General features: G+C 69.8%; 12 protein-coding genes. 3 read left to right on the top strand and 9 right to left on the bottom strand.

All coding sequences use genetic code 11. The features are described from left to right. Positions 1–209, top strand: a 209-nt coding sequence (locus tag ACFVJS_RS21255) for a hypothetical protein (RefSeq protein WP_378884527.1), incomplete at its 5' end; no start/stop codon positions are given. A 16-nt stretch (positions 210–225) separates the two neighbouring features. Here ACFVJS_RS21255 and ACFVJS_RS21260 read toward each other — a convergent pair. Together ACFVJS_RS21260 and ACFVJS_RS21265 are read right to left on the bottom strand one after the other, a co-directional pair. After that, positions 226–834 (bottom strand): flavodoxin family protein, encoded by a 609-nt coding sequence (locus tag ACFVJS_RS21260; protein ID WP_378884529.1) that lies wholly within the window; start codon positions 832–834, stop codon positions 226–228. 53 nt (positions 835–887) lie between these two features. After that, entirely contained in the window at positions 888–1,889 is a 1,002-nt protein-coding gene (locus ACFVJS_RS21265; protein WP_378884552.1) for an NAD-dependent epimerase/dehydratase family protein, read from the bottom strand. A 142-nt stretch (positions 1,890–2,031) separates the two neighbouring features. Here ACFVJS_RS21265 and ACFVJS_RS21270 point away from each other — a divergent pair, with 142 nt between their 5' ends. Further along, positions 2,032–3,210 carry an alcohol dehydrogenase catalytic domain-containing protein gene (locus tag ACFVJS_RS21270; protein ID WP_378884532.1) on the top strand — a complete coding sequence of 393 codons (1,179 nt, stop codon included), beginning with the start codon at positions 2,032–2,034 and terminating at the stop codon, positions 3,208–3,210. On the opposite strand, the gene ACFVJS_RS21275 is transcribed toward ACFVJS_RS21270, so the two are convergent. Genes ACFVJS_RS21275 through ACFVJS_RS21290 form a run of 4 tightly spaced genes read right to left on the bottom strand, consistent with a single transcriptional unit; the run spans position 3,200 to position 7,761 of the window. Beyond that, a complete protein-coding gene (locus tag ACFVJS_RS21275; protein ID WP_378884534.1) occupies positions 3,200–4,135 on the bottom strand; it encodes an ATP-binding protein in 936 nt (311 codons plus the stop codon). The two genes, ACFVJS_RS21270 and ACFVJS_RS21275, sit on opposite strands and share 11 nt — an antisense overlap. Before the next feature lie 40 nt (positions 4,136–4,175). Further along, positions 4,176–5,537: an NAD(P)/FAD-dependent oxidoreductase gene (locus ACFVJS_RS21280; RefSeq protein ID WP_378884536.1), complete on the bottom strand. Its 1,362-nt coding sequence runs from the start codon at positions 5,535–5,537 to the stop codon at positions 4,176–4,178. Continuing rightward, positions 5,521–6,270 (bottom strand): hypothetical protein, encoded by a 750-nt coding sequence (locus tag ACFVJS_RS21285; RefSeq protein ID WP_378884538.1) that lies wholly within the window; start codon positions 6,268–6,270, stop codon positions 5,521–5,523. Before ACFVJS_RS21285 ends, ACFVJS_RS21280 begins: the two co-directional genes overlap by 17 nt. A 33-nt stretch (positions 6,271–6,303) precedes the next feature. Further along, positions 6,304–7,761, bottom strand: a complete 1,458-nt coding sequence (locus tag ACFVJS_RS21290; protein ID WP_378884541.1) for an MFS transporter — start codon at positions 7,759–7,761, stop codon at positions 6,304–6,306. A gap of 191 nt (positions 7,762–7,952) precedes the next feature. On the opposite strand from ACFVJS_RS21290, the gene ACFVJS_RS21295 reads away from it, so the two are divergent. Next, positions 7,953–8,561: a TetR/AcrR family transcriptional regulator gene (locus tag ACFVJS_RS21295; RefSeq protein WP_378884543.1), complete on the top strand. Its 609-nt coding sequence runs from the start codon at positions 7,953–7,955 to the stop codon at positions 8,559–8,561. A gap of 21 nt (positions 8,562–8,582) precedes the next feature. Here ACFVJS_RS21295 and ACFVJS_RS21300 read toward each other — a convergent pair whose 3' ends face one another. The 3 genes from ACFVJS_RS21300 to ACFVJS_RS21310 all read right to left on the bottom strand — a co-directional run. Beyond that, the gene (locus ACFVJS_RS21300; RefSeq protein WP_378884546.1) at positions 8,583–10,046 is read right to left on the bottom strand and encodes an aldehyde dehydrogenase family protein; all 1,464 of its coding nucleotides are present in this window, start codon (positions 10,044–10,046) and stop codon (positions 8,583–8,585) included. A gap of 25 nt (positions 10,047–10,071) precedes the next feature. Beyond that, entirely contained in the window at positions 10,072–11,172 is a 1,101-nt protein-coding gene (locus tag ACFVJS_RS21305; protein WP_378884547.1) for a Zn-dependent alcohol dehydrogenase, read from the bottom strand. Continuing rightward, positions 11,169–11,587, bottom strand: a 419-nt coding sequence (locus ACFVJS_RS21310) for an enoyl-CoA hydratase/isomerase family protein (RefSeq protein WP_378884550.1), incomplete at its 5' end; no start/stop codon positions are given. The genes ACFVJS_RS21305 and ACFVJS_RS21310, both read right to left, overlap by 4 nt.

Below are 11,587 nucleotides of genomic sequence, written 5' to 3' on the forward strand. Positions count from 1 at the left end.
ACAACCGGGGGTCCTTGATGGTCCGGGACAACAAGGCGTGCAACAACTTCCGCGTCGTCGGGAATCACGTGCGTTCCCTGCGTGTGCTCAGGAACTCCTACGCGGGCAACTTCTCGGTGGCTCGCAACAGCTGGGTGGACCGCAGGATCGTGAAGGACAACGTGGAGCTGCGCCAGAACCCCGCCGCGTGCCGTCGTCGCGCTGGATAGTGATTCCACGCCATCATCACGACGCCGGATAGGGCGACTCAGCCAGCAGCCCGGCAAGGTGGGCGAGGTTGCGAGCCAGGGTCTTGGTGGTTCCGGCGGTCGTCTCGGGCGTCGGTTTCTTGTCCTTGTAGTCCACGCCCTGCATGGCCTCGCCGACCCAGTACGTCGACCCGCCGGCCGGGATGGTGAAGCCGACGTCGTTGAGCGCCTGGCAGAGCTCGGCGGTGACGTGGTGGGCGCCGTCCTCGTTGCCGACGACGCCGATCCCGGCGACCTTGTCGTAGGTCAGCATCCGACCTTGCTCGTCGGTCTCGCCGAGCTCGGCGTCGAGGCGCTCGAGCACCATCTTGCACACCGAGGAGGGCTGGCCGAGCCAGATCGGGGTGACCAGCACGAGCACGTCGGCGTCGAGCATCCGCTCGCGCAGCTCCGGCCAGGCGTCGCCTTCACCCTCGTCGGTGCTCACCCCGAAGCGGACGTCGTGGTCGACGACCCGGACCATCTCGCCCTTCACATCGTGGTCCATGAGCGCCGAGAGGATCTCGGACCCGAGCAGCGCGGAGCTGGACTCGGCGGGCGACGGCTTGAGGGTGCAGTTGAGGATCAGACAGCTCAGTGACGTCATGCCAACCGGTAACCCGAGAGCATCGCCCCCATGCCACGACCACGTCTCCAGGATCAGGGACGTAGCGGCGGAAGGTCGCTACCGGCCTTCTCCGGGATCCCGGAGATCACCGCCTCGAGAGCCTCCATGGCCGTGTGGCGCGGGCGCCAGTCGAGCTCGAGCTCGGCGCGGGCGGTCGACATCAGCGGAAGCTGCATGACGGCCTCCAGCAGGCTGCCGGGGACGGGCGCCAGCCGGGCGTGCCAGGCCGTGTCCAGGCCGTGGCGCACGATGTTCGGCGGAACCTCGACCGTCCGGGCGTCCAGCAGCTCGCCGAGCTCGTCGCGGCTGATGACACCGGGACCGGCCAGGTTGAACGCACCCGTCACGTCGGTCGTCGCCGCGGCCGCCAGGGCTCGGCCGACGTCGCCGGCGTGCACCGCCTGGAACCGGATCCCGGCGGGTACGGGCACCATCGGGATCCGTCGGCGGTCCACGAAGGCGGGCCGGAGCAGGGGGCCGCCGAAGATCCGCCGCTGCTCGCTGGCGGCCGATCGCTGGAAGACGAACGCGGGTCGGACCCGGACCAGCCGGACCTCGGGGTGGTTGCACGCGAAGGCGTCCAGGGCCCGCTCGACGTACGCCTTCTCCCTGCAGTACGCGGCGGCCGAGGCGCCATCGGTCTCCCAGGTCTCGTCGACCGGGTCGTCGTGGTCCACGGGCGAGTACGCCGCCACCGACGAGACGCACACCAGCGCCGGGACTCCTGCCCGGGCCACGGCGTCGAGCACCCGCCGCGTACCGACGGCGTTGGTGGCCCAGGTTTCCTCGGGACGGTGCGTCGGCTGGAACTTCCAGGCGAGGTGGACGACCGCGTCCGCGCCCTCCAGGACCGGCTCGAGGTTGGCCGTGGAGACGTCCGCCTCACGCCACTCGACAGAGGCGTGCGGGCTGGTGTGCGGACCTCTCGGGCCTCTGCGGGCCACCCCCACGACCATGGCCGCGCCGTCCGCGGTCAACGCCCGGATGGTGGCGGTGCCGAGGTTCCCCGACGCGCCGATGACGACGACCTTCATGTTGTCCACGCCCTCCCTGCGGCCAGCCAGATGTGCGATGCGCCCCCGGTACCCATCTCCGCGGGGTTCAGCACTGCCCGACGGGCTGGACGGGCCGGATCGGGGTACCGCAGAGGTGACTCGATCCCAAGGAGGCACATCCATGAAGGCGGTCACCTGGCAAGGCAGGCGCGACATCCGGGTGGAAGAGGTCCCGGACCCACACATCGTCGACGACGACGACATCATCGTCGAGATCACCTCGACGGGACTGTGCGGTTCCGACCTCCATCTCTACGAGGTGCTCACCGGGTTCATGACGCCCGGCGACGTGGTCGGACACGAGCCGATGGGGATCGTCGCCGAGGTCGGCCCCGCGGTCCAGGACCTGAGCGTCGGTGACCGCGTCGTCGTGCCGTTCAACATCAGCTGCGGTACGTGCTGGATGTGTCAGCACCGCCTGCACTCACAGTGCGAGACCACCCAGAACCGCGACCAGGGCACCGGCGCCAGCCTCTTCGGCTACAGCTCGCTCTACGGTCAGGTTCCGGGCGGGCAGGCCGAGTATCTGCGCGTTCCCTTCGGCAACCAGCTGCCGATCAAGGTGCCGCAGGGTCCGCCCGACGACCGGTTCCTGTTCCTCTCCGACGTGCTGCCGACGGCGTGGCAGGCCCTGCAGTACGCCGACCCCGACCCGAACAGCACCGTGCTGGTGCTCGGGGCCGGTCCCATCGGCGACATGGCGAGCCGCTTCGCGCTCGCCGCCGGCCACCGGGTGATCAGCGTGGATCGTGTGCCCGAGCGTCTCGCCCGGGTGCGGCAGCGCGGCGCCGAGACCATCGCCCTCGAGTCCGGCGACATCGCCGAGCAGGTACGCGACCTCACCGGCGGCCGCGGCGCGGACGCCGTCATCGACGCGGTGGGCATGGAGGCCCACGGCTCGCCGATCGTCGAGGGGATGACCAAGCTCGTCTCGATGATGCCGGGAGCCGCCGGCCGCACGGTGATGCAGACGGCCGGGGTCGATCGGATGGCCGCGCTCACCACCGCCTTCGAAGCCGTACGCCGCGGCGGCACGGTCTCGATCGCCGGTGTCTACGGCGGTGCGCTCGACCCGTTCCCGATGATGCAGCTGTTCGACAAGCAGGTCGCCATCCGCATGGGCCAGGCCAACGTACGTGCCTGGACCGAGGACCTGCTGCCGTTCCTCGTGGGTGACGACGACCCCCTCGGCGTCGACTCCTTCGCGACCCATCATCTCCCCCTCCTCGAAGCCCCCGATGCCTACAAGTCGTTCCAGGAGAAGGCCGACGGGATGGTGAAAGTCGTCTTCAACCCCTGAGCCATTCGTCGTACGGCACCGGGTCGGCGTCGTTCTCCGCCTGACCGACGATGCTCTCGGTGAACCACGTCCGCAGCGACACCATCTCCGGCGTGGAGCGCAGGGTCAGCAGATGATGGGTCTCGCTGAGCTCGTCGGCCAGGTTGTCGGCGGCCAACAGCTCACGGACCACGGGCGCCATCTCGCGGGGAAGGGTCATCTCGATGTCGACGTACTTCAGCCCTGCCGCGGCCGCTTCCATCGCGGTCCGGCGACCCATGTGGCGCGCGAACGCCGGCCGGGTCACCAGCCGCTCGATGAGCTGGCCGAGCTCGCGCGGTGGAGTCGGGCCGTCCTCGGAGTCGATGAGCTGGAGCTCACGGACCAGATCGTCGAGGCGCTGGTCGATCTGGAGCCCGAGGTACACCGGGCAGCGCGGCAAGCGGACCGTGACCCAGTCGGCGGGCAGGGCCACCGGCTCCGGGACCGACTGCTCGCCGACCTCCACGATGGGAGGACGTACGTCGTGCTCGACCCCATCGCCGGCGAGCTCGGCCCAGATGCGCCGCCCGTCGGCGCGCTCCTCGATTCCCCAGGACTCCGCCAGCACCGACACGATCGCCAACCCACGCCCGGTCATGCCCTGACTCTCGAGAGGAGGCGGGGCGACGGCCGGGAGCGGGACCAGGGCCCCGTCGTCCTCGACGCTGAGCCGCACCCCCGGCTCCAGGTCGCTCATCCGGACCTGCATGTAGGGACTGCCGCTGTGCAGGGCCGAGTTCGCCGCCATCTCGGTGACGCACAAAGCCGCATCGTCGACGAGGTGCGCGCGACCCCACTCCCGGAGCCCGTCGGTGACGAACCTGCGCGCGCCGGGCACGCTGGCGGCCTCCGCGGAGAGGCGCACCCGCAGCTCAGGACGGTCACCGTCGGGCACGGACGTCATGGGGTCAGTCTGCCCCGCGACCGCCCCGGTCGTCACCGGGTCATCGTCGGTGGGTGTCGCCTACAGCTCTTCGCGCGTTGCGACGGCTGCCGTTGATCCGGTCGTTGAAGCGGTCTACGGCCCAGATCATGCGCAGCCCGAGACGGCCCATCATCATCGGAGGCGGGAACGTCGGCTTCTCCTGCCACAGCGTCTCCAGATCCTCGTGCCGCCGGCCATCGACGATCGCGTCGGCGATGAGCGTGCCGACGTACGGCGCCTGGGCGAGCCCGTGCCCGTTGCAGGCGATCGAGTAGTAGACGTCGTCGCCGATCTGCCCGGCGAGCGGGAGCCAGGACGACGTGATCGCGATCCAGCCGCCCCAGGCCCGCCGGATCTTGACGTCGGCCAAGGAGGGGAACCGGGTAGCGAAGGCCCCCGCGAGCTCCTCGACGAGCCCGGGATCCGGCGCTTTCTCCGTCGGCAGCGGGTAGCTGGTGCCGCGCTCCAGCCGGCGTACGCCGAACACGATGGTGTTGCGCGCTGTGAGGCGGTAGTTCTCCATGATCGCGTGCTGGGTGACGAGTCCCATGCGACTTGTCCAGCCGAGGGCGGCGATGCGTGCCGGGTCGATCGGCTCGGTCTCCACCTCGATGACGTAGATCGGCACCGAGAGGTGCTTCGGGGTGATGTCCCACTCCCCTGCGAAGGCGTTCGTGGCCAGCACGACCTTGTCGGCGTGCACCCTGCCCCGCGGCGTGGTGACCAGGACTCCGCCGTCCGTGCGTGCCACGTCGGTGACCTTCGTCTGCTCGAAGACCCGCGCCGCCGATGCGAGGAGAACTCGTCGCATGCCGAGCGTGAACTTGCCGGGGTTCATCATGCCGCCGACGACCTCGCGCATTCCGCCGACGAACCCCCGCGGGATCCCGAGCTCCTCGGCGGTGCCGACCTCGACATGGCCGCCCGCCCGCCTGACGATCTTCGCGACCCTGCGCACCCGGCCCATCTGGCCGCGGGACGTGGCCGCGAACGCGTTGCCGGTGGCCTCGTAGTCGCAGTCGACGTCGTTCTTGGCGATGAAGTCCTCGACGTGGTGAGCGGCGCGCTCGGCCAGCCGCATCATGCCGGGCATCTTCCTGCCGGAGAGCAGGTTGAGCAGCTGCAGGTCACCGCCCGGAGCGCCGGCGAGCTGGCCCGCGTTGCGCGAGCTGGAGCCGTGGCCGCAGAACTCGGCCTCCAGCAGGACCACGTCCTGGCCCCGCTCCGACAGCCGCAGGGCGGTGGACATCCCGTTGATGCCGCCGCCGATGACGACGATCCGGCACTCCAGGTCGCCCTCAAGAGCAGGTCGTACGTCGGTGGGCCGGTCGACCCACCCGGTGAAGGTGGCGTACTCGACGTCGTCAGTGGGCGTGGGCATGGGTCAGCTCCCGGGGGTCGGTCCGCTCGTTGTGCTCGTGCAGCGCGCGGTAGGCGAAGAGGTAGATGAACAGCTGCAGGCCCCACACCGTGAGCGCCAGCGCGTAGAACAGCGCACGGTCCTGGAGCGGGTCGACGGAGGCCGGGAACGGGAAGAAGTCGTAGCCCAGGGCGATCCCCGTCCCCGCCAGGCTGACCAGCAGGGTGGCGACCGCGACCCTCGTCGCACCGATGTCCCACAGCCGCTTGGTGACGTAGAGCAGGAAGACCAGCGTCAGCAGGTTGACGACGAGGTAGATCGTCGCCGGACCGGGGTAGAGGATGTGGTGGCCGGCGTCGTCCACGTGGTCCTGGAACTTCTCCTGGCCGAGGTAGAGGCCGGCGCCCACGGCCAGCGCGAGGATGGCGACGTCGACCAGGATGCTCGACTTGTAGCGGTGGGTCACGGCCAAGAATCCGACGACGAGCAGCAGGGTGATGCCGACCGAGCGCGAGAAGGCGTCGAGGAAGAAGGCGAACGAGTACTGCAGGCTGGCCTCGCCGGCCTCCTTGTCCTCGGGGAACCGGAGGGCCCAGACGAGAAAGTTCACGCCTGAGGTGGCGACGATGAACCACTCGATGCCGAGCAGATAGTTGCGGTACTGCTTGATGAACTTCCAGCCGGCCCAGTAGCCACCGGCGATCATGATCACGTCACCGACAAGGAATGCCAGGGCGTAGATGTCGTCTCTCATGTCTGTCTTCTTTCCTTCAGGTGGTAGTTGCCGTCAGAGCTGCTCGCGCCGGCGCGAGCGGGCGCTCGGGACCAGCACGATCACGACGACGAGCAGGGCAAGGACTCCGGAGATCCAGTAGCCGGCGCCGTAGAGGCCCTCGGCGGCCACCTCGAGCGTCGTGCCGGGCACCGGGACGAGGGAAGCACTGAGGTCGGCGCTGACCAGCGCCGTACCGAACGCGAAGCCGACCGCCATGAAGGTGCCGGCGACACCGGCGGCCATCCCGGCCTTCTCCTCGGGCGCGGCCGCCTGCACCAGCGTGAAGCCGGCGGCGTACCCGATGCTGCAGCCGAGGCCCATGACCGCGGCGCCGACCAGGTAGTGCCATTGCTGGTCGTGCATCATCGCCAGCCAGGCCAGGCCGGCCGCGCTGATCAGGGCGCCCAGGATGAAAACGGGCACGCCACGACCGTTGGCGACAGGACGGTCGACCACGGCACCGCCGACCAGGAACGTCACCGCGAAGGGCACCATCAGCCAGCCGGTCTGGAGGGCTGAGAGCCCGAGACCGTACGCGTCGACCGGGCGCAGCGCTTCGGGGATGACCTGTGCATAGGTGCTGAGAAGGAGCAGGAAGGCCGAGTTCACCGCGGCGAACAGCGCGATGCACAGGCACGAGACGGTGACCAGCGGCGTACGCATCAGCGCCATGTCGAAGACGGCCGTCGACGACCGGCGCTGGGAGCGTGCCCAGGCGACGCCCCCGACGATGCCGACCACCAGTGGGAGGAGAGCCGCGTTGCCCCAGACCAGGCCCTGGGTGAGGGTCAGCAGGATCGCGCCGATCCAGCCGATCATCCACACCGTGCCGACCACACCGATCCGACCGGTGCGCTCGGCCGGAGGGGCGTGCGGGACCAGGACGTACGTCGCGAGGGCGGTCGCCGCGCAGGCGGCGGTGAGGATGAGGAAGAAGCTGCGCAGGGACAGGCTCTCGACGATCAGGCCGCCGCCGATCATGCCGATGACGATGCCGGCGCCCGTGGCGATCACCAGCACGGCGACACCGACCGTGATGCCGGACGCGCCGAGGTTGCGCCGAAGAAAGCCCAGCGGCAGCAGCTGGGCCGCGCAGCCGAAGCCCATCAGGGCGCACCCGGCGAGAAGCGTCGGGTAGGAGTCGCCGACCGCCGGGACGGCCGCACCGACCGCGAGGAAGGCGGACGCGGCGACGGAGGCGTTCCGGTCGCCGTGGAGATCGGCGAGACGCGGCAGCAGGATGAACCCGGCTCCCCCGCCGAGGGTGAGGGCGGTGTAGAGCCACGTCGTCTCGGCGACCGTGGCGAGCCCGTACTGCGCCTGGATCACCGGCAGGAGCGGCGGAAGGATGAAGATGACGGCATTGGTCAGCACGACCATCAGCGCGCCGATGCCGATGAGCGGCCCCCTGCTCGGGGGCCCTGTCTTCGCCCGGCGGGCCGCGCCCACTTGCTGGTTGATCTGTGCCATAGGTGGTCTCCGATCGGGGCTGTGTGATCTGGCTCATACGCTAGATCAGTGTTAGTCATCTGATCAAGATGCATGACTAAGATGTTTGGCTAAGTTTCACGCCGAGAAGACCGCACCGAGCACTGATATAGTCGCCGTGACTTAATCAAGCGCCCAACTACGTGGGTGCCCGGATGCACTCGGAGGACCTGATGGCACGGATCCCCGTCGCCCAGCGACGTCGCGACTTCATCGAGGCCGCCGTCGAGGTCATCGCGGCCCACGGGATCGACGGCGCGACAACGCGCCGGATCGCCGAGCAGGCCAAGGCCAACGTGGCGATGCTGCACTACTGCTACGACTCGAAGGAGGACCTCTTCGCCGACGTCTACACCTTCGTGTCCGGCAAGTACCGCGAGGTCATCGAGGGCAGCGACCCGCACACGACGCTGCCTGAGGCGGCCCGGGAGATCCTGCGCGGCGTCATGGAGTGCTACCTCGATTCACCGAGCTTCACCGCCGCAACCTTCGAGCTCGTCAACTGGGCCCGGCGCCAGCACGGCGACCGTGGCATCGCCGTCTACGACCAGGCCTTCGACACGGTGCGCAAGGCACTCCAGGAAGCGTCTGCCGACGATCCCGTTGCACCTGAGGCGATCGACGAGATCACGTACGTCCTGGCCACCCTCGCCGACGGATTCGGCGTCAACTGGCTGACCTACGGCGACGCATCCGTCGCCCAGGCGCAGATGGACGTCAACTGCGCCGTGCTCGACACCTGGATCGCCGCCCGGCTCGCGGCGGCACCGGCCAAGGCCTGAACGGCGCCGCCGCGCCGGCTCTCACAGCGGCAGATCCGGAGAGTCCACCCCGACGACACGGTCGCCGCAGAAGACGCGTACGGACTCGGCCGGCCCGTGGCCACCGATGCCGGCCGGGCCCCAGAAGCTCTGGGCCGAGTCGTCGCCGAGGTCGGCGACCTTGGCGCCGTTGACCCGCACCTCACCGGCCACGATGCGCGAGCCGACCTCGATGGCGCGGTCGGTGTCGGTGCCGAAGACGTACGCGTCCAGACCCGACGGATGGGCGTTCGCGATCCGCAGCGCCTCCTCGGTGGAGTCCACCGCGTGCAGCGAGACCAGCGGACCGAACAGCTCCGCCGTCGCCCGGTCCGGATCGGCACCGGAAGCGATCGTGGGCGAGAGGAAGTAGCCGCCGAGCTCGGGGAGCGCCGCCGGCTGGTGGATCGTCGCCCCGAGCTCACGCAGCCCCTCGACGCGGCTCCGGAGCGTCTGGAAGTGCGCCCCGTTCGAGATGGGTCCGACGTGGGTGTCCTCGTCCAGGGAGTGACCGACGGTGAGCTTGGAGATCCGCTCGGTCAGCGCCTCGAGCAGCGGGGCGATCAGGGGGCGGTGGGCGAGGATCTTGCCCGGCCCCTCGCACCATTGCCCGTTGAGCTTGGTCATGCCGTCGAGGATGCCGTCGGCGGTGACGTCGAGGTCGGCGTCGTCGAGCACGATCACCGGGTTGTTGCCCCCGAGCTCGAGCTGCAGCACCTTGAAGTCCTCCGCCGCGGCACGGGCGATGGCGCGCCCCGCCCCGGGTCCGCCGGTGAACGAGACGATCTTGATCCTCGGATCGGCGGTCAGTCGGGCGCCGACCTCACCGGCACCGTGGACCAGCTGCAGCGCACCGGACGGGAGACCCGCCTCAACGAAGCACTCGACCACGATCTGGGCACTGCCCGGCGCGTGCTCCGAGGGTTTGAGGATCACCGGACATCCGGCCGCGACCGCGCTGACGACCTTGGCGGCCGGGATGAAGCTCGGACCGTTCCAGGGGGTGAGGATCGCTGCCGGGCCCCACGGCACCTTGTAGAGGCGTACGTCCCGGCCACCGGCCTCCAGGGCGGTGACCCGCGGGATCTCGCGAAGGTCGGCTGCCGTGGCCCGGATGCGGAAGGGCAGGAAGGACGCCACCGTGCGGGTGGCACTGATGGGTGTGCCGCTGGTGATCGCGTCGGTGCGCGCGATGTCCTCCGTCCTGCTCTCGAGGAGCGCCGCGACGCGATCGAGCATGTCGGCCCGCTCGAGCCGGGCCTCGTGGTCCCACCGACCGGCGTCGTACGTCTCCTCCGCATGCCGCAGAGCACGCTCGACGTCGTCGGGCGGGGTCGTGACGGTCCGATGGACCGGCTCGAGGGTGTTGGGGTCGAGGTTCCACGCGTCGTCGACCGTGGCGCACTCGCTCCACTCGTCGGCGATGTAGTCGACCGGCTGGGCGATCGTGATCTCGTTGCTGGACATCAGGCTTCCTCTACGGATTCGTGGGTCAGGACTGGAGGTCGACGACGATGCGCGTGACGTCCCCGGACTTCATCGCCTCGAAGCCCTCGTTGATCTCGGCGAACGGGATGACCCGGGTCACCATCTCGTCGAGGAGCAGGCGTCCTTGCTGGTAGAGCCGGGCGAACTGGGCGATGTCCTCGCGCGCCTGGCCCGATCCCATGTAGGAGCCGATGAGGCGCTTCTCGAGGAAGAAGAAGTCGTGTGCGGGGACACTGATCTCCGAGCCCGCCGGCGCGATGCCGACCAGGCAGGCGGTGCCGGTGGGCCGCACCAGGGCCAGGGCCGTCTGTGCCGTACGCGCCGAGCCGACCGCCTCGAAGGCGTAGTCGACGCCGCCACCCAGCAGCCGGTGCAGCTCCTCGACGGTGTCACCCTCTCCGCCGTTGATCACGTGGGTGGCGCCGTACGTGCGCGCGGCCTTGAGCCGGTCCTCGTCGAGATCGATCGCGACGATGGCCGAGGCGCCGGCGAGCCGCGCCCCCTGGATGATGGCCGATCCCACGCCACCGCAGCCGATCACCGCGACGGTGCTGCCCGGCCGCACCTCCGCGCCGCGGAACACCGCACCCACGCCCGTGACGATGCAGCAGGAGAGCAGGCAGCCGACGTGCAACGGCACGTCGTCAGGCAGCTTCACCAGCGCGTTCTCGCGCAGGAGGATGTGTCGGGAGAAGGCGCCGACGGCGCCGAGCCTGTCGATGGGGTCACCGCCGGTGGTCTGGTAGGCCGACCGGGGACGCTGCCGGATCTCCTGGACGCGCTGGCACTGGGTCGACCTGCCGGCCGAGCAGTTGGTGCACAGGCCGCAGGACGGGGTCAGCGCCCCCGTCACGCGGTCACCGGGCTTCAGCTGGGTGACCGCCGAGCCGACTGCCTCGACGACGCCGGCCACCTCGTGCCCGACGACGACCGGAAGATGGTCCGGGGGCACCGTGCCGGTCATGTAGTGGAGGTCGCTGTGGCACAGGCCGACGTTGGTGACCGCGACGCGCACCTCGTACGGCTCCGGGTCGTCCACTCGGATGGTGGTGAGCTCGAGCGGCACGTTCACGGCGGTCAGAACCGCCGCTTGGGTCTCGATCATGTGGTCGTCTCCTTGTTGGTCCAGAAGCCGGCGACGCCGGCGGTGAGCAGTCCGCTCGCCCAGGCCTCGTGGGCGGCGTGGTCCTCGCGCTCGAAGGCCGCCTCGACCTCGGCGACCAGGGGCCGCAGCAGGGCAAGATGCAGCGCCGTGGTGTTCCCCTTCGGAGTCCACGCGTGCACGGTGTCGACGGCGCGCTCGAGGAGCTGGTCGGGCTCGACCACCTCGTCGAGCAGACCGATCCGCAGCGTCTCCGCCGACGGAACCCGCGGCGACCCGAGCACCATGCGCATCGCGTGGTTGCCGACCAGGCGCCGCAGCAGCAGGCTGGTCGCGTTGGAGATGGTGAGGCCGCGAGCGTTCTCCGGCTGGAAGTACTCCGTTGCCGGCGTGCCGATCCGGGCGTCGCAGCACAGCG

Origin of the sequence: Nocardioides sp. NPDC057772, assembly GCF_042798075.1 — a bacterium.
GTDB lineage: Bacteria > Actinomycetota > Actinomycetes > Propionibacteriales > Nocardioidaceae > Nocardioides.

Excerpts from the sequence above, each read along its gene's own strand:
- ACFVJS_RS21275 (WP_378884534.1), bottom strand. The coding sequence starts at position 4,135 with ATGACGTCCGTGCCCGACGGTGACCGTCCTGAGCTGCGGGTGCGCCTC.
- ACFVJS_RS21280 (WP_378884536.1), bottom strand. The coding sequence starts at position 5,537 with ATGCCCACGCCCACTGACGACGTCGAGTACGCCACCTTCACCGGGTGG.
- ACFVJS_RS21305 (WP_378884547.1), bottom strand. The coding sequence starts at position 11,172 with ATGATCGAGACCCAAGCGGCGGTTCTGACCGCCGTGAACGTGCCGCTC.
- ACFVJS_RS21270 (WP_378884532.1), top strand. The coding sequence starts at position 2,032 with ATGAAGGCGGTCACCTGGCAAGGCAGGCGCGACATCCGGGTGGAAGAG.
- ACFVJS_RS21300 (WP_378884546.1), bottom strand. The coding sequence starts at position 10,046 with ATGTCCAGCAACGAGATCACGATCGCCCAGCCGGTCGACTACATCGCC.
- ACFVJS_RS21290 (WP_378884541.1), bottom strand. The coding sequence starts at position 7,761 with ATGGCACAGATCAACCAGCAAGTGGGCGCGGCCCGCCGGGCGAAGACA.
- ACFVJS_RS21285 (WP_378884538.1), bottom strand. The coding sequence starts at position 6,270 with ATGAGAGACGACATCTACGCCCTGGCATTCCTTGTCGGTGACGTGATC.
- ACFVJS_RS21295 (WP_378884543.1), top strand. The coding sequence starts at position 7,953 with ATGGCACGGATCCCCGTCGCCCAGCGACGTCGCGACTTCATCGAGGCC.
- ACFVJS_RS21265 (WP_378884552.1), bottom strand. The coding sequence starts at position 1,889 with ATGAAGGTCGTCGTCATCGGCGCGTCGGGGAACCTCGGCACCGCCACC.
- ACFVJS_RS21260 (WP_378884529.1), bottom strand. The coding sequence starts at position 834 with ATGACGTCACTGAGCTGTCTGATCCTCAACTGCACCCTCAAGCCGTCG.